Raw genomic sequence first — 15,701 nt, 5'->3', positions numbered from 1 at the left:
CCGGGCATCTAAGAGGCACTGGGGGCTGAGAGACACTGGGCGGCCCCGGGCACCGGTTCGCCACCGAATGCCCCTTATGGCCGCCCAGCCCCTCCCACAACGCCCCCAGAGGCGTTCCCGGGGGCTTCCGGGGCCTCCCTGGGGCCTCCCTGGGGCTTCCCAGGGGCTTCCCAGGGGCTTCCGGGGGGCGCTCCTCAGCCACCCGTCCCCGGCAACCGCTCCCGACGCGTCCCGGACGAACGCCGCACTCCGGTCCCGGCCGCCCTAGAGGCCGGGGGCGCCACTCCCCCGAACCACCGCCATGGGCTGTGCCGGGAGGTCAGGCGGTGAGGCGGGCGCGGACGGCGGCGGCGACGCGGCCGCCCTCGGCCCTGCCCGCGACCTTGGGGTTGACCACCTTCATGACCTGCCCCATGGCCTGCGGCCCCGACGCGCCGGTCTCGGCCACGGCCGCGTCGACGATCTGGGCCAGCTCCTCGTCGGAGAGCTGCGCCGGCAGGTACTCCTCCAGCACCGCCTGCTCGTCCAGCTCGGCCTGGGCCTGCTCGGTGCGTCCGGCGTTCTGGAACGCCTCGGCGGCCTCGCGCCGCTTCTTGGCCTCCTTGGTCAGCACCTTGATGACCTCGTCATCGCTGAGCTCCCTGGCCTCCTTGCCCGCCACCTCCTCGACGTTCACGGCCGCCAGAGCCATGCGAATCGTCCGGAGACGGACTTCGTCCCGGCTCTTCATCGAGGCCGTGAGATCGGCCTTCAGCTTGTCCTTCATTGCGCTCATGCGGTCCATCTTGCCGTCTGCCGGGACGGCTCGTGCCCGTTGTCAGGCATCATGAGTACGTGAGGAAAGCCGTCGCAGTGCCCCTGTCCATGATCGGTCTCGGCCTGGCCGGGCTGGGCTACGCCTCCGTCGTGGAGCGCAACTGGTTCCGGCTGCGCCGCTTCGACGTGCCGGTGCTGGAGCGCGGGCGGCGTCCCGTACGCGTGCTGCACCTGTCCGACCTGCACCTGACCCCCAGGCGCACGATGCTCATCAACTGGGTGCGCTCCCTGGGCGCCCTGGAGCCCGACCTGGTGGTCAACACCGGCGACTCGATCGCCCACCCCGAAGCGGTCCCCGCGCTCCTGCACGCCCTGGAGCCGCTGCTGTCCCGTCCCGGCCTGTTCGTCTACGGGTCCAACGACCTCTACGCCCCGCAGCCGAAGAACCCGGCCCGCTACCTCTGGCGTACCTCGAAGAACGACCGCCGCCAGCACATCCCCAACCTCCCGTGGGAGGAGCTGGGCGCCGGCATGGCCGCCGAGGGCTGGCTGGACATGAACAACACCACCGCCCGCGTCAAGATCGGCGACCTCGACGTCGCGGTGGCGGGCATCCACGACTCCCACATCTCCCGCGACCGCTACGACCTGGTCGCCGGCCCGGCACCCGCCGACGCCGACCTCCGCCTCGGCGTCATGCACTCCCCCGAGCCCCGCAACATGACCCGCTTCGCCGAGGACGGCTACCAGCTCCTGCTCGCCGGCCACACCCACGGCGGCCAGCTCTGCGTCCCGTTCTACGGCGCCCTGGTCACCAACTGCGGCATCGACCGTGCCCGCGTGAAGGGCCTGAGCCGGCACGACAACGCCTGGCTGCACGTGTCCGCCGGCCTCGGCACCTCGCCGTACGCACCGGCCCGTTTCGCGTGTTTCCCGGAGGCGACGTTGCTCACGCTGGTTCCGCGACGCTGAGGCGGTCACGAGTACCCGCGAAGTCCGCTAGACTTTCTCAAGCACGCGCAGAACGGGCGTGCACCGGGGTGTAGCGCAGCTTGGCAGCGCGCTTCGTTCGGGACGAAGAGGTCGTGGGTTCAAATCCCGCCACCCCGACGCCGTTTGACCAGGTAGAGGGCTTGATCCGCTTAGCGGGTCAGGCCCTTTTCTGCTTCTGGAAGTCGATACGTTCGCCGCGTCCGTCGGGCGGGTGTCAACGTTCCTGCGTTCGGTGTGACCGGCGCGTCTCGGTGTCACCTCCTGCCCGGTCGGCTCGCCAGCAGCGCTGCGGTCCCGATGCTCGGGATGGCCGAACCCGAGAGGTTGGGCTGAGGTCTTTCGGTGGGCTTACCGGGTTCGGCCTCGCCGTGCCGCTGAGACGCTACGGTGCACCGGGTACCGGCCAGCAGGAGAAATCCGCCGAACTGCCTGTCATCGGGCGACTTGATCCCCTCGCTACGATACGCGGCGTGAGCGATGACTCTTCCGTGATGAGCACCGGGCGCCTGGAGGCGTTCAGCGACGGCGTTTTCGCCATCGCCATCACCCTGCTGGTGCTTGAGATCCGGCTGCCCGAAGGCTGGGAAGAGGACCCCGGTGGTGCGCTGATCGGCCTGTGGCCGTCCTACCTCGCCTACATGGTGACGTTCCTGCTGGTGGGCATGATCTGGATGAACCACCATCGGATGTTCCACTTCATCCGCAGGACTGACGGCCCGCTGCTGGCCCTCAACGTGCTCCTCCTGATGGATGTCGCCTTCCTGCCGTTCCCCACGCATGTGCTGGCCGAGACGCTGCACGCCGACCACGGCACCCAGACGGCCGCCGTCTTCTACGGAATCGTGCTGGTGATCGGCGGCATCTTCTACAACGCCGTGTGGTGGTACGCCTCGTCAGGCCACCGCCACCTCGGCGGGCACATCACTCCGGCCGAGGCGCGCTCGTTGCGATTCCGCTGGGGCATGGGGCCGGTGCTCTATCTCGTCGCGACCGTCATCGGCGCGTTCAGCGCGATCGGCGCGCTCGTGTTCTACGTGTTGCTGCTCTTCTTCTACATGTTCGACATGCGTCCCAGACGACAGGCTGCGTAACACCCGGCAGGCCATCATCGGCGGCGGTGGCCTGCTGGGAGCGTTGCCCGTCCAGGATCGCGCTGCCAGACAGCCTCATCGAAGTGCGAACAGTCGCAGCAGGTCCGCTTGCTCCGGGGTCACCGAAAGTGCCGGGCTATTTGCGCTCGGGTAGATCTCAGCTGCCGCCCACTGCGCTGCTCGAACGCTGGAGGCGACTCCGATCTTGACTCCGCGCGCACGGAGCTCCGCCAGCAACTGCTTGGAGTCGAACAAGTACACCGATTCGATGCACCACGGACGAGTGCCGCCGCGCGACGAGGCCGCCGGTGATGCAGGCCCCGTCAGCACGAGGTAGTGGTCGAGCTCCGTCCGCTCGGTGACGTCCAGCAGGCCCTCGCGCTTGAGATACCACTTCACGTTGACAGTGCGGCCACGCAATGGACCGGACGTGAACCGGCCATCGACCGCGGCGGCCACGGCGGATCTCTCCAACTCGATTCCGAAGACTTGCGCTGCGATCCACTCGCCCAGATGGCCCGCGGTCATGGGACGCCGGATGGTCGCTGCGATCCTCCCGTCGACGCCGTTCCGCTCTCTCAGCAACGCGGCGATCTGCTTCACATCGGCGTCGCTCATGCCGCCCTGCTTTCCGCTCCCGGCCCACATGTCGATGTGTTACGCCTGCCGAAAGACCGGAGAGTCGGCGAAGTGCCGGTCGCACACCGCCCACCAGCTCTCTCCGCGGGCATCACGCACCAGGACGCTTCGGGTCGCCTGATTCGGGCAAGGTGCTCCCCACGTGCATTCGCCTCGCCGCGCTGGACTCTCGGCGCCGTGCGCGCCGGCATCCCACTCACGTTCTTCTATGAGCTCCACGCCTTCAACATAACCTTGGCGGTTTCCCCCGTCTCCATGATGAACAAAGCGAAGGACGCCGCCCGGGAACTCGGTGGGACCACCTGCCTACGCACATCGCCAGATCCGTGTCGGTTCTTCTACTGGTTCGCGGGTCGGTAGCCGTCTGGCAAGCCGTTCTTGACGTACCGGGTCTTGCCGGTTGCCAGGTCGAGGTAGAAGGTCCCGCGCTCCCCCGCCCCCGCGTTCTCCCGGAGGACCTGGAAGGGGCCCTTGGTCGACCAGCCTCGTCCTGCTTCGATCGCGTCCCCGCCGGGGAGGCGGGGGCGCACGCGGTGGATGCGCTTGCGGGTGGAGAGGTCATAGGTCTCGACGAGTTGGCCGTAGTCGCTGATGACCACGAGCCGGCTGCGGTCCGGCTTGAGGAAGGCGGTATGGGAGTCCAGAAGCACGTCGCCTTCGCCAGGGCCCAGGCGTGGGCGGTGGGCATGATCCCCGTCTCGCTGGTGGCCGTCTTCACGGGCGGCACGCCCACGTACGAGCCGATCAGGTACGTGATCGGCACCGCCGCCACGGCCGGCGGCCTGGTCACCGTCTGGCTGATCGTGGACGCGCTCATGACCCGGATGCGCTCAAGAGGCGACAGCTCACAGATCCCCCTGCTGGACGTGTTGCGCTGGGCGGTGGCGGGTCTGGGCACGGCCGGTCTGCCGGCCGGTCTCGGCTACAGCGAGTTGTCATCCGTCCTGCTCGTCGGGTGGTTCGTCGCGCTCGTCGCCCTGATCGTCGTGCTCTGTCGCGCGGCCGGCAGGCCGGAGCTCTCCGCCGTCCCGCCGGCCGCCGAGGGCAAGATCGGCTCCGGGTAGCGCGATGGCGATCACTGCTCAGGCCGGCACCCGGTCTTCTCCTACATCGTCTGTACGAGGTCGGCGGGCAGGTCCGAGTCGCTGACCTGGAGTGTGGCCTTGCCTGCCATCGTCAGGTAGCCGCCGACGACGTGCATGGACTCCGGGACCGACGCCTTGGTCACCGGCTCGGTCTCCTTGCCCTCCTTCGTCCAGAAGGCGGGGCCGAGGACGTCGAACGCCTCGACGTCCACCCCCTGGGCCTTGAGCAGGGCGCGGACCTCGCTGACGGGCCTGTTGTGGTACGGCTCGCAGTGCAGGGGCTCGCCCGGCGAGTCGAAACCGCCGATGATCTGGTACTCCCACCGGGACGCGCCTCCCGGCCGAGGACGAGCTCGGCCGAACCCTTGAAGTCCCGGCGGACCTTGATGCTGATCGGGCAGCCGCCCGCCGACTCGCAGCCTTCCTGACGGTCGATCACCTTGATCCCGTCCGGTTCCACCGTGCTCGGGGCGACCGTGCCGACGCTGCCGGGCGTGGAGGGCAACAGCCGCAGCTTGATGTCGAGCCCGGCGTCGCGCAGTTGCTGCTGGTACGCCTCCGGCTTGGCGAACACGTCCTTGACCTCGATGACGAAGTAGCCGCCCTCCTCCTTGACGTCGAGGGCCGCGGCCGAGGCGGGCCCGAGGGTGGCGACGACGGCCAGCGACGCCGCGAGGGCGCCCAGCGCGGCCGGCAGCACGAGCAGCGTGCGCCGCCTCCCGCGCGCGGGCAGGGCCGGGGCGGGCTCCTCCTCCATGATCTTGCACATCGTCTCCCTGGCGCCGGGCGTCAGCCCCGGCCCGGCGGGCGGGGCGAGCCGCCTGAGGAGGTCGTCGAGCTGCGGGTTCATGAGGTCTCCTTGGCGAGACGGACGGCTCGCGGGCCGTACCGGGCGAGATCGGGGTCGTCGGCGGCGAGTTCGGCGGCCAGGCGCTTGCGCGCGCGGTGCAGGCGCTGCCGGACGGCGAGGCGCGAACAGCCGAGCACCTGCGCCAGCTCGGCGTTGCCGAGCCCCTCCCAGGCGACGAGCGAGAGCACCTCCCGGTCGTCGGCGGACAGCCGCAGGGAGGCCGCGCGGGCGGTCTCGGGCACGGCTCCGGCCGCGGGGTCCGCCGCCGAGTCCGCCCCCGGGTCGGTCCATTCCGCGAGTTCGGCGCGCAGGCGCGTGGTGAGGGCCGCCCGGCGGGACTCGCCGCGGCGGTGGTTGGCCAGGGTGCGCCGGGCCACGCCGTACAGCCAGAGCCGGGCGCGGTCGCCGGCCGGCACCAAGCAGGTGTCCGGGTGGTCGCAGGCGTGACAGGCGAACACGGAGAAGGCCGCCTCCGGAGCCGGGAAGCGGCCTTCTCGTCGGGTCGTGTGTCCTATGGCCGTGGTTCGAGGTGGCGGCGGTAGGCGTCCAGGACCAGGCCGTGGAAGTGGTGGACGGCGTGTTCCGACAGGCCCGAGCCGTCGGGATCGTAGACGATCTTTCCCTGGGTGAACGCCGGGGTGCGCATCCCCCGCTGGACGCTCTCCACCAGGGCGATGTCCTCCACCTGGAGCACCTCGTCGATGTAGCGGATGCTGTCCAGCTCGGCCTCGTCGGGCTCGGCGGTCTCCAGGTAGAAGTCCCAGGTCTCGCGGGTGCGTCCGGGGCCGTCGGGGACGATCTGCAGAACCATGAAGTTCCCCCGGCCGGGGTAGCGCAGCAGGCACGTGTTGGGCCAGAGCCACCAGACGGCGTGCTCGGTGACCGTCGCGCCCGACACGTCGTAGGCGGAGTTCTCCGACCTGCCCGCCTGGGCCATGTGGCTGGAGTAGATGCCGTACGTGGTGACCTGGTACGTGCTCATGTCCACCAGGGACACGAAGTCCTTGTGCGCCACGTGGCAGTGGTAGCACTCCAGGAAGTTGTCGACGACGTTCTTCCAGTCGGAGGCGATGTCGTAGGTGAGCCGGCGGGCCAGGGTCAGCCCGGCCACGTCGGGGGCCCGTGCCGCGATCTCCGCCTCCAGGTTCCCGGCCTGCTCGGCCAGCGCAGGCGCGTCGGGGGCCAGGTTGACGTAGACCATGCCGGCGAACTCGGTGACCTTGATCCGGTCGAGGCACACCGTGGAGGGGTCGAAGCCGGGCATGCCGCCGGTGTTGCGCGCCCGTCTCAGGCGTCCGGTCAGGTCGAAGTTCCAGGCGTGGTACGGGCACACGATGCTGCGCCGGACGCCGGAACCGGTCAGGAGTTCGTGGGCGCGGTGCTTGCACACGTTGTAGAAGGCGCGCAGGATGCCGGACTCGTCCCGTACGGCGACGATCGGCAGGCCGGCCACCGTCCCCGTCACGTAGCTGCCCGGCGTCCGCAGGCGTTCCACGTGACACAGCCACTGCCACGAACGGGCGAAGATGGCCTGCTGGTCGATGTCGTGCCATTTCGGGTCGGTATAGGCGTCGGCGTGCAGGGACATCGAAAGCGCGGGATCGGGGTGGTATCCGGCAGAGATGTGATCGAATGCGGGGTTCGAGGCGGGGGGCACCGTACCTCCGGGGCATGGGCCGCATTGAGGGTTGATGATCCATTGTGTACGGATCACCGCGCCGCTTCCACGCCTATCCCCGAGGGTCGGTGACGCCGCCTTCGCCCTGCCGGTCGGCGTTCGCGCGGGCCCCTGAAGTCGTCTGGCCGAAGAAGAAGCCGAGAATGAGCAGGAAGGCGCTGGCCACGAGCTCGGGGATCGCGGTCGCGGTGAACATCGCGACGATGAGGGCGACGCTCAGCAGAATCAGCAGCACCGCGCCGATGAGAATGGCCACCGGTTCCCGTTCGAGGAACGACCAGCGCATGCGCCATTTCCGCTCGCTGATCTCGATGTCCCGCAGGGCCATGTCGATGTCGTCGAGCTGCGAGGCGGCGCTCTGCTCCGCCAGCGCGCGCTGCTCGGCGAGCAGAGAAGAGATCATCCCGTAGAGCTCGTCGCGGACCGCCGGGTCGTCGACTTTCCGGCTGACGACCTCTTGCACGTCCTGCAGTTGTTCCTGCGGATAGACGACGCGAATACGGTCGATGATGGTTCGCTTCCGCTCCAGCAAAATGGGCAGCGCGCCGATCGAGACCGTCGCCTCGGCGCCGGTCTTGGCGATTATCGCGCCGGCCGAGGCGCTGATCTTCAGCGCGAGCGTGCCGAACTGCGACGGGTGCGCAATGGCCCGGTTCACCCGGTCGAGCGAATCCTTCAGCTCGGTCAATGACTGCTGCTCGATCTGCTGCTGGCCGAGCCCCATGAGCTGCATCTGGGGTTCGTAATAAGCCCGCGCGGTCTCCACGTAACTCGCCAGTTGTGAAACCGGGACGATGGGCGTTCGGCTCATGACCGGAAACCCTAACCGGACCGGCAGGTGAACAGCGGCGGAAATCTGGGACTGGCGTTATCGATGTTATTGATGGGATGATCCCACAACTGATTGTCGATTCCAGCAAAAGGGGTTGTCGAATGAGTCCGTCTTCCCGGGCGCTGCCGATGGCGGGGTTCATGTTCTCCGCCGTCGGAGTGGGCGGCGTGGTTCTGCAGATGTTGAGCGTGGCCTATCCGGACGGCGATCCGGCGAAGGCGCGGGCGGCCGCGGGGTTGCTGCGGCAACTGGCCGGACGCGTGGACGCCAGCCTTGACGACGTGGAGGAGGTCGCGGCCCGGGTCTGGCGTCCGCCGAGTTCCGGCGCGGGCATCGACGCGTTCCGGACGTATTTCAACCAGGAGATCGCGCCCTATCCGCCGCGCGTCTCCGCCTACATCCGCGGCCTGGCGGACGCGGTCGAGGATTACGCCGAATTGCTGGAACGGACCCAGCACACATTGCGCACGATGGCCATGATCCAGTGGATCGAACTGCTGATGTTCTTCTGCTGGCCGGCGATCGACAAGAAGGTCCAGGTGATGATCAACTGGGCGATGCGCAGGTCGCAGGCGCGGCTGTTGCTCAAGATGTTCGAGAACGCCGTGGGCAAGCGGTTCATCTACGCCGTCGGCGGCAGCCTGGCCTACACCGTGCTCGACCAGGCGGTCGTCGACGGGCTCAAGCTGGCGCGCGGCGAGGACACCGGCTCCTGGGGCGACCGCGGCGACTACATGCTGAAGAACTTCGCGGCGGCCATGGTCTTCTACCACGTGGACCCCGCCAACTTCGGCAAGGCCGCGAACGTGCTGCCGAAGAACCCGGCGGCGCGTAACGCGGTGGTGTTCCTGACCGGGTCCACCATCTTCAGCACCACCGCCAACGCCCTCAACCGGCCGGGCGACGTCGTGGACGACCCGGTCAGCCTGCTGCCGACCTGGCAGCAGATGCTCGCCAAGCTGGGGGTCGCGGCGGGCCAGGACCAGTTCAGGCGGTGGCGCCGGTACTGAGTGCCGGTCACGTCGTCAGTCCCGGGTGAAGCGACGGATCTCGTCGGCGAAAGGGGTCAGGCCGGTCGTCATCAGGCCGGACATCCGGGCGGCGAGGTCCTCGGCGGCGGCGTTCGCGGCGGCCAGGACGGCCTCCGCCAGGGCGTCCGCGCCCAGTCGCATGGCCCGCGGATCTATGCGCAGGCCGCCGAGCGCGCCGGTCGGCAACACCTCGGCCGTCACCTGGCCGTCGGCGGCCTCGCCACGGCCGCGGACGGCGTCGAGGCTCTCCTGCAGCTCCTCAAGCGGGCGGATGTCGGCCTGGAACTGGCCGAGGAGGTGGCGCATCTCGTCGTCGAGGTAGGGGGTGGGGTCTTCGGGGGTGGTCATCGGGGGCTCCAGGGGTGTCAGATGAGCTGTCCGTCCTTGGGGGCGAGCTTGGGCGGGTCGGACACTTCGGGCAGGGATGCGATGGTGGCCCAGTTGGCGACGTCGAAGCTGGTCCGCATGTCGGCCAGGCGGTCGGCCACCGCCGGGTAGACCTCGCGCAGGGCGTCGACGTAGGTCTCGGCCTTTCCCAGGGCCGTCGCGTAGTTCTTCTTGAAGGTGTTCGCGGTCTCGTCGGTGCCGGCGAAGTCGCCCAGTGCGTCGAGGGCGTCGAGGATGCGGCGGGTGTCGTTCGCGAATTCGGTGCGCTCGGCGAGGAAGGCGCCGGCGGCCTTGGTGAAGGTGGTGCCGTGCACCTCGGTGGTCGGCATCCCGGGGCCCTGGGGGCCGGCCGCGCCCGGAGCGGGGGCCGAGGGGGTGGCGCTCGGGGCGGGAGCCACCCCTGAAGGGCTCGGTGTCGCACTGGGGGTGGTGGTCGGGGTCGGGGTCACGGTGGGGGTCGGGCTTGCGGTGGGGGTCGGGGTGCCGGTGGGGGTCGGGGTGCCGGTCCCGGTCGGGGTCGGCGTCGGTGTCCCGGTCGGAGAGGGTGTCCCGGTCGGAGTGGGGGTTCCGGTCGGAGTCGGGGTCCCGGTGGGCGACGGGGTTGCCGTGGAGGTGGGGGTCGGGGTGGGGTACGGGGTCGTGGGGCTGGGGGTCGGGGGCTCACTGGGGGTTGGGGGCGTGGGGCTCGGGGCGGGCGTACCGGTCGGGGTGGGGGTGGGCGGCTCGTAGGTGGGCATGGCGGTTCTCCTGTCGGTACGTGGCCGCCGGCGGGCGCACAGAGTTGTCCACAATACCGACAGGAATACCGGGAAGCAGCTACGACTCGTAGACGGGGGCGAGATCGGCGAAGATGCGATAGTCCGAGATCAGGCCGTCGTCCCCGGTGCGCCAGATCGACACGGCCACCACCGCGGCGTCCTTGCCGTCGAGCCGCCGGTACGTCACCTCGGTCTCGGCGATCGTGTCGGCCCCCGCCTGCCAGTCCCGGACGATCCGGTGCCGCAGGCCGCCGATGGTCGAGTAGAACGTCCGCAGGCCGGCGGCGACGGCGTCGCGTCCCACCATGGGCTCGGCGTTGCCGAACACCAGGGTGGCGTCCTCGGCCAGCAGCTCGGCGAACTTGTCGGGGTCGAACGAGTCGACCACCTGGAAAACGCGTCGTACCACATCGTGGGACATGTTGATCATTCCTCACGTGGACGGGGTCGCTGCTGCGGACGATACGGGACGACGCGTTCCCGTGCGACAGGCCGGCGCGTCCGGCGCGTCCGGCACACAGCCGGGCGTTCCGGCGGGCCGCTCAGGCGGGCGAGGCCCCGCCGGGGCCGGCCGGCGACTCGAAGGTGATCGACACGATGGCGCTGATGGCGAGGTTGTGCTCCCGGACGCCGGCGGCCCGCTCCGAGGACTCGACGGTGACGACGGAGTCGCCCCGCCGGGTGACGTGGCCGGTGAAGGAGTCGCCGCTCAGCAGGCGTACCGAGATGACCCGGTTCTCGTGGCGGGCGTTGTCGAGGAGCGCGATCCAGGAGGTGATGAGCCCGGCTCCGGGGGGTTCAAAAGGGTCTTGGGTCATGAGCAGCCCTCTGCCCCGAACAGAGGGAAGGGAACGGCCGGTCCGGGGACCTCACCGGCAGGCAAGGGACATGGGCGGGATCAGCCCGTGCAGCCCTCGCCCGACAGGGAGCCGTTCCAGGAGAAGGCCGTGCGGCACAGGTACGTGCCGGGGCGGGGGCCGGCCATGAGCGTGACGTTGACGTTCACGTAGCCGACGCCCTCGCAGTCCTGGCCGGAGATCGTGCCGTGGTCGATCCAGCCGAGGAAGCAGGTGTAGGCGCCGTCGGCGCGGGCGGCCTGCGTGGGCAGCAGCGAGCAGATGAGCGCGGCCGCCGCGGCGACGGCCGTACGCCGGATGAGGGTCACGGCTCCCACGGTAGGAAGCCCCCTGAAGGCCGCCTAGTACGACATGTCACCGATCGTCGTATGACGAATTCACGCGCCCTTCAGCGGCAGGACATCCAGCGTGGATACCTTTCGACCCTTATCTGTAGATTTGCTGCCAAGGGAAGCGTCATGTCTCGTTCGTTCATCGCCATGCTGGCCGTCGGCGCGGCCCTCGCCACCGCCGTCGCCGCGCCCGCCGACGCCGCCTCGGGACGGCAGCCCCGCGTCCTGTCCGACGTGACGCTGCCCGCCCCCGACCTGGCCGCCTTCGAGCCGGACATCGTCAAGGACTCCCGCGGCGTCAAGCTCGGCGGCCTGGGCAGCGGCCTGTTCCCGGCCAGGCGCGCGGGCGAGTACTGGATGGTCACCGACCGCGGCCCGAACGGCGAGCCCAAGGTCAACGGGGAGAAGCGGCGCACGTTCCCAGTGCCGGAGTTCGCGCCGGCGATCGTCCGCGTGGCCGTGCGGCACGACACGGCCCGCATCGTGGAGAGCATCCCGCTGAAGACCTCCGACGGCACCCCGATCACCGGCCTGTCCAACCAGTCCGGCCACGACGAGATCCCCTACACCTGGGACGGCCTGACGCAGCTCCCCTACGACCCGAACGGCCTGGACACCGAGGACGTCGTCACCGACGGCCGCGGCGGCTTCTGGCTGGTGGACGAGTACTCCCCCTCGCTGCTGCACGTGGCGGGCGACGGCCGCGTCCAGGCCAGGTACGTCCCCAAGGGCCTGAAGCTCACCGGCGCCGGCTACCCGGTCCACGAGACGCTGCCCGCGATCCTGGCGACCCGGCAGCAGAACCGCGGCATCGAGGCGCTCGGCGTCTCCCAGGCCGAGCGCGCCCTGTACCTGGCCGTGCAGAGCCCGCTCGCCAACCCCGACAAGAAGACCGGCAAGGCGTCGAGCACGGCCCGCATCCTGCGCGTTGACCTGCGCACCGGCCGCCCGACCGGCGAGTGGGCCTACACGATGGAGAACGTGGCCGCCTTCGACCCGGCGGCCGAGCAGGGCGACATGAAGATCTCCGCTCTGAACGTGCTGAGCCCCGGCCGCCTGCTGCTCCAGGAGCGCACCGACGCCGTGGCCCGCCTCTACACCGTCGACCTGCGCCGGGCGACGAACCTGCTCGGCGGCCGGCACGACGACCCGGCCACCACGCCCTCGCTGGAGGCGTCGCTGCCCTCGAACGTCACCGTCGCCACCAAGACGCTCGCCGTGGACCTGGCGGCGATCCCCGGCCTGCCCGGCAAGATCGAGGGCGTCGCCCTGCTCGACCCGGTGACGCTCGCCGTGGCCAACGACAACGACTTCGGCCTCGGCACCTTCGACGCCGACGGCCGCCTGGTGGACTCGGGCGTGACCAGCCGGATCCTGACGATCCGGCTGGCCAGGCCGCTCTTCTAGAGCCGTCCCGTCAGGACAGCGTGCCGGCGTACGGGTCCCAGCCGGCGGGCAGGGGCTCGGGGGCCGTCACGGCTGAGGTGATCGGGCGGAACTCGGCGCGTTCGCCCGACTCGGTGATGGCCGTCATGAGCTCCAGCACGTGCAGCGTCAGCTCGCCCGAGGCCCGGTGCGGCGTGCCGGCGCGCAGCGACCGGGCCAGGTCGAGCACGCCGATGCCGCGCCCGGCCCGGTCGGCGGCGACGGGCAGCTCCCGCCAGTCGGCGTCGTGCGGCCCGCGGACCAGCAGCGGGCCGCCGAAGGTGTTGGGGTCGGGCAGCAGCAGGGCGCCTTCGGTGCCGATCACCTCGATCAGCTTGCGGCTGACGGGCGAGTCGAAGCTGAAGGTCGCGGTGGCGGTGGCCGTGCCGGGGAAGTCCAGCAGGGCGTTGACGTGGGTGGGCACGTCCACGGGGAACAGGGTGCCGGCCTTGGGGCCCGAGCCGACGACCCGCTCGGCGCGGGCCCTGCGCGTGCCGCCCGCGACCCGGGCGACCGGGCCGAGCAGGGAGACCAGCGCGGTCAGGTAGTAGGGGCCCATGTCGAACAGCGGGCCGCCGCCGGGCCGGTAGTAGAACTCGGGATCGGGGTGCCAGGACTCCGGCCCCAGGTTCTGGAAGGAGACGGTGATCCCGACCGGCTCGCCGATCAGGCCGGAGCGCAGGGCGTGCGCCGCGGCCTGGAGCCCGGGGCCGAGGAAGGTGTCGGGGGCGCCGCCGACGCGCAGGCCCAGGTTGGCGGCCTCGGCCATGACCTTGGCCGCCTGGTCCATGTCCAGGGCGAGCGGCTTCTCGCCGTACACGTGCTTGCCGGCGCGCAGGGACTCCAGCGCGACGGCCGCGTGCGCGGCCGGGACCGTCAGGTTGACCACGATCTCGACCTCGGGCAGGGCGAGGATCTCGGCCAGGCTGCCGGAGGCGGGCACGCCGTGCTCGCGGGCCGCCGCGGCGGCCCGGCCGGTGTCGAGGTCGGCCACGCCGAGCACCCGCACGTCGGGGAAGGCGGTGAGGTTGCGCAGGTACTGGGCGCTGATCACCCCGGCGCCGACGACCGCGACGCCCACGGGCCCGCCGCTCATGAGCCCTCCAGTGCGGTGAGGTGGGCGTGGCTGTCGGCCAGGGCGGTGAACAGGTCGGTCGCGCACGTGTCGAGCTCGACGATCCGCCAGGCGTCCGGCGCGGCGGCCAGGATCTCGGGCACCGGCATCGCGCCCGCCCCCACCGCCGTGTGCGGCTCGCCCTTCACCACCGGCCCGTCCTTGACGTGCAGCGCGAGCGTGCGCCCGGCCAGGCGGCCGAGCAGGGCGGGCACGTCGGCGCCGCCCACGGCCGCCCAGTACGTGTCGATCTCCAGGAACACCTCGGGGGCGAGCAGGTCGGCCAGCGCCTCGATGGCGTGCCGGCCGTCGATCCTGGGCTCGATCTCCCACCAGTGGTTGTGGTAGCCGATGCGCATGCCGTGCCCGGCCGCCTGCTCGGCCAGGCCGTTCAGCAGGTCGGCGGTGCGCGAGAGGCCGTCGCGGGTGGTGAACTCGGCCTCGGGGACGCCGCCGGGGATGATCACCAGGTCGGCGCCGACCGTGGCGACGGCGTCGAAGACCTCGGCGGGCTCCTGGCTGAGCAGCGCGTACGCGTGCGTGCTGCTCACCGCGAGCCCCAGGTCGTCGAGCACCTGGCGGAAGCCCTTGGGGTCGGCGGTCGGGTCGAAGGGCTCGACGGCGCCGTACCCGATGCCGGCGATCCGCTCAAGGGTGCCGTCGCGGTCGGCGGCGAGCTGGTCCCTGACGGTGTAGAGCTGGACGCTGAGCGGCCTGGTCATCCACGGACCCCCATGAGGTGCTCAAGGGCGAGCTGGTTGAGCCGGGTGAAGTGGAAGCCGCGCCGGGCCGCCGCCTCGGGGTCGAAGTCGTCGGCGGCCAGGTCCTGCCAGGTCTCGCCCGCGGCGAGGGTGGGCCGGGCCAGCTCGTCCACGCGGGAGGCGCGCAGGGCCTCCCGCACCTCGGGGTCGGCGCGGAAGGCGCGCGACTTCTCCTTGAGGATCAGGTACGTGCGCATGTTCGCGGCGGCCGAGTCCCACACGTCGTCGGGGTCCTCGGTGCGCAGCGGCTTGTAGTCGAAGTGGCGCGGGCCGTCGTAGCCGCCGTTCTCCAGCAGGTCGACCAGGAAGAAGGCGCTCTTGAGGTCGCCGTGGCCGAAGATCAGGTCCTGGTCGTACTTGGGGCCGTGCTGGCCGTTGAGGTCGATGTGGAACAGCTTGCCGTGCCACAGCGCCTGGGCGATGCCGTGGACGAAGTTGAGCCCCGCCATCTGCTCGTGGCCGACCTCGGGGTTGAGGCCCACCATCTCCGGGTGCGCCAGGTCGTTGATGAGCGCCAGGGCGTGGCCGATGGTCGGCAGCAGGATGTCGCCGCGCGGCTCGTTGGGCTTGGGCTCCAGGGCGAAGCGCAGGTCGTAGCCGCGGTCGAGGACGTACTGGCAGAGCAGGTCCAGGCCCTCCTTGTAGCGGTCGAGTGCCGCCTTGACGTCCTTGGCCGCGTCGGACTCGGCGCCCTCGCGGCCGCCCCAGCACACGTACGTGGTCGCGCCGAGCGAGGCGGCCAGGTCGATGTTGCGCATGACCTTGCGCAGGGCGTACCGGCGCACGTCGCGGTCGTTGCTGGTGAACGCGCCGTCCTTGAACACCGGGTGGGTGAACAGGTTCGTGGTGGCCATCGGGACCTTCATCCCGGTCTCGTCCAGGGCCTTGCGGAAGGCGGCGATCGCCTTGTCCCGGTCGGGCTCGACGGCCAGCAGGTCGTCGTCGTGGAAGGTGACGCCGTACGCGCCGAGCTCGGCCAGCCGGTGCACGCTCTCGACGGGGTCGAGCGCGGGACGGCTCGCGTCGCCGAACGGGTCACGGGCCTGCCAGCCCACCGTCCAGAGTCCGAAGGTGAAGCGATCGGCGGGTGTCGGAGTGAAGGATGACATTTG

At 70.5% G+C, this 15,701-nt stretch carries 21 protein-coding genes and 1 tRNA gene; 6 read left to right on the top strand and 16 right to left on the bottom strand.

The annotated features are described in order from the left end of the window. Positions 1–319 precede the first annotated feature (319 nt). Positions 320–775 carry a GatB/YqeY domain-containing protein gene (locus tag ACIBQ8_RS25045; RefSeq protein ID WP_397172767.1) on the bottom strand — a complete coding sequence of 152 codons (456 nt, stop codon included), beginning with the start codon at positions 773–775 and terminating at the stop codon, positions 320–322. Positions 776–864: 89 nt separating this feature from the next. Between ACIBQ8_RS25045 and ACIBQ8_RS25040 the strand changes: the two genes are divergently transcribed. The 3 genes from ACIBQ8_RS25040 (at position 865) to ACIBQ8_RS25030 (ending at position 2,840) form a co-directional block, all read left to right on the top strand. Then, complete coding sequence (locus tag ACIBQ8_RS25040; protein ID WP_397193221.1) at positions 865–1,728, top strand: metallophosphoesterase; 864 nt, start codon at positions 865–867, stop codon at positions 1,726–1,728. Positions 1,729–1,792: 64 nt separating this feature from the next. Then, positions 1,793–1,866, top strand: a tRNA-Pro gene (locus ACIBQ8_RS25035). Between the two features lie 353 nt (positions 1,867–2,219). Beyond that, complete coding sequence (locus tag ACIBQ8_RS25030; RefSeq protein ID WP_397193093.1) at positions 2,220–2,840, top strand: TMEM175 family protein; 621 nt, start codon at positions 2,220–2,222, stop codon at positions 2,838–2,840. A gap of 75 nt (positions 2,841–2,915) precedes the next feature. Here the strand turns inward: ACIBQ8_RS25030 and ACIBQ8_RS25025 are convergent, their stop codons facing one another. After that, on the bottom strand, positions 2,916–3,458 hold the full coding sequence (locus ACIBQ8_RS25025) for a hypothetical protein (protein WP_397193092.1): 543 nt from the start codon (positions 3,456–3,458) through the stop codon (positions 2,916–2,918). 359 nt (positions 3,459–3,817) lie between these two features. Further along, positions 3,818–4,129 (bottom strand): hypothetical protein, encoded by a 312-nt coding sequence (locus tag ACIBQ8_RS25020; protein WP_397172761.1) that lies wholly within the window; start codon positions 4,127–4,129, stop codon positions 3,818–3,820. On the opposite strand from ACIBQ8_RS25020, the gene ACIBQ8_RS25015 reads away from it, so the two are divergent. Further along, positions 4,112–4,543, top strand: coding sequence for a hypothetical protein (locus tag ACIBQ8_RS25015; RefSeq protein ID WP_397193091.1), 432 nt, complete (start codon positions 4,112–4,114; stop codon positions 4,541–4,543). The two genes, ACIBQ8_RS25020 and ACIBQ8_RS25015, sit on opposite strands and share 18 nt — an antisense overlap. 41 nt (positions 4,544–4,584) lie before the next feature. Here ACIBQ8_RS25015 and ACIBQ8_RS25010 read toward each other — a convergent pair whose 3' ends face one another. The 5 genes from ACIBQ8_RS25010 to ACIBQ8_RS24990 form a co-directional block, all read right to left on the bottom strand. Beyond that, positions 4,585–4,707, bottom strand: coding sequence for a hypothetical protein (locus ACIBQ8_RS25010; protein ID WP_397193090.1), 123 nt, complete (start codon positions 4,705–4,707; stop codon positions 4,585–4,587). Further along, complete coding sequence (locus tag ACIBQ8_RS25005; protein ID WP_397193089.1) at positions 4,704–5,414, bottom strand: hypothetical protein; 711 nt, start codon at positions 5,412–5,414, stop codon at positions 4,704–4,706. The genes ACIBQ8_RS25010 and ACIBQ8_RS25005 overlap by 4 nt, the downstream gene beginning before the upstream one ends. Further along, the gene (locus tag ACIBQ8_RS25000) at positions 5,411–5,872 is read right to left on the bottom strand and encodes an RNA polymerase sigma factor (protein ID WP_397193088.1); all 462 of its coding nucleotides are present in this window, start codon (positions 5,870–5,872) and stop codon (positions 5,411–5,413) included. The genes ACIBQ8_RS25005 and ACIBQ8_RS25000 overlap by 4 nt, the downstream gene beginning before the upstream one ends. A gap of 53 nt (positions 5,873–5,925) precedes the next feature. Then, positions 5,926–7,002: an SRPBCC family protein gene (locus ACIBQ8_RS24995; protein ID WP_397193087.1), complete on the bottom strand. Its 1,077-nt coding sequence runs from the start codon at positions 7,000–7,002 to the stop codon at positions 5,926–5,928. 142 nt (positions 7,003–7,144) lie between these two features. Next, positions 7,145–7,903, bottom strand: coding sequence for a hypothetical protein (locus ACIBQ8_RS24990; protein ID WP_397172753.1), 759 nt, complete (start codon positions 7,901–7,903; stop codon positions 7,145–7,147). A gap of 122 nt (positions 7,904–8,025) precedes the next feature. Here ACIBQ8_RS24990 and ACIBQ8_RS24985 point away from each other — a divergent pair, with 122 nt between their 5' ends. Then, positions 8,026–8,934: a hypothetical protein gene (locus ACIBQ8_RS24985; RefSeq protein WP_397172751.1), complete on the top strand. Its 909-nt coding sequence runs from the start codon at positions 8,026–8,028 to the stop codon at positions 8,932–8,934. 15 nt (positions 8,935–8,949) lie between these two features. On the opposite strand, the gene ACIBQ8_RS24980 is transcribed toward ACIBQ8_RS24985, so the two are convergent. The 5 genes from ACIBQ8_RS24980 to ACIBQ8_RS24960 all read right to left on the bottom strand — a co-directional run bounded on the left by ACIBQ8_RS24980 (position 8,950) and on the right by ACIBQ8_RS24960 (position 11,265). After that, entirely contained in the window at positions 8,950–9,303 is a 354-nt protein-coding gene (locus tag ACIBQ8_RS24980; protein ID WP_397172749.1) for a YbaB/EbfC family nucleoid-associated protein, read from the bottom strand. 17 nt (positions 9,304–9,320) lie between these two features. Further along, positions 9,321–9,671 (bottom strand): hypothetical protein, encoded by a 351-nt coding sequence (locus ACIBQ8_RS24975; RefSeq protein ID WP_352321331.1) that lies wholly within the window; start codon positions 9,669–9,671, stop codon positions 9,321–9,323. A 487-nt stretch (positions 9,672–10,158) separates the two neighbouring features. Next, the gene (locus ACIBQ8_RS24970) at positions 10,159–10,521 is read right to left on the bottom strand and encodes a nuclear transport factor 2 family protein (RefSeq protein ID WP_397172747.1); all 363 of its coding nucleotides are present in this window, start codon (positions 10,519–10,521) and stop codon (positions 10,159–10,161) included. 121 nt (positions 10,522–10,642) lie between these two features. Next, positions 10,643–10,918: a hypothetical protein gene (locus tag ACIBQ8_RS24965; RefSeq protein WP_397193086.1), complete on the bottom strand. Its 276-nt coding sequence runs from the start codon at positions 10,916–10,918 to the stop codon at positions 10,643–10,645. Between the two features lie 80 nt (positions 10,919–10,998). After that, complete coding sequence (locus ACIBQ8_RS24960; RefSeq protein WP_397193085.1) at positions 10,999–11,265, bottom strand: hypothetical protein; 267 nt, start codon at positions 11,263–11,265, stop codon at positions 10,999–11,001. Positions 11,266–11,415: 150 nt separating this feature from the next. On the opposite strand from ACIBQ8_RS24960, the gene ACIBQ8_RS24955 reads away from it, so the two are divergent. Further along, complete coding sequence (locus ACIBQ8_RS24955) at positions 11,416–12,696, top strand: esterase-like activity of phytase family protein (protein WP_397172743.1); 1,281 nt, start codon at positions 11,416–11,418, stop codon at positions 12,694–12,696. A gap of 10 nt (positions 12,697–12,706) precedes the next feature. Here the strand turns inward: ACIBQ8_RS24955 and ACIBQ8_RS24950 are convergent, their stop codons facing one another. The 3 genes from ACIBQ8_RS24950 to xylA are packed head-to-tail and all read right to left on the bottom strand — an operon-like array spanning position 12,707 to position 15,698. Continuing rightward, on the bottom strand, positions 12,707–13,810 hold the full coding sequence (locus tag ACIBQ8_RS24950; RefSeq protein WP_397193084.1) for a Gfo/Idh/MocA family protein: 1,104 nt from the start codon (positions 13,808–13,810) through the stop codon (positions 12,707–12,709). Next, positions 13,807–14,550, bottom strand: coding sequence for a sugar phosphate isomerase/epimerase family protein (locus ACIBQ8_RS24945; RefSeq protein ID WP_397172739.1), 744 nt, complete (start codon positions 14,548–14,550; stop codon positions 13,807–13,809). Before ACIBQ8_RS24945 ends, ACIBQ8_RS24950 begins: the two co-directional genes overlap by 4 nt. Continuing rightward, the gene (xylA, locus tag ACIBQ8_RS24940; RefSeq protein ID WP_397193083.1) at positions 14,547–15,698 is read right to left on the bottom strand and encodes a xylose isomerase; all 1,152 of its coding nucleotides are present in this window, start codon (positions 15,696–15,698) and stop codon (positions 14,547–14,549) included. The genes ACIBQ8_RS24945 and xylA overlap by 4 nt, the downstream gene beginning before the upstream one ends. Positions 15,699–15,701: the final 3 nt, after the last annotated feature.

This window comes from Nonomuraea sp. NPDC049646, from assembly GCF_044465525.1.
In the GTDB taxonomy this organism is placed as follows: domain Bacteria; phylum Actinomycetota; class Actinomycetes; order Streptosporangiales; family Streptosporangiaceae; genus Nonomuraea.
This window is presented reverse-complemented; position numbering and strand designations above follow the sequence as displayed.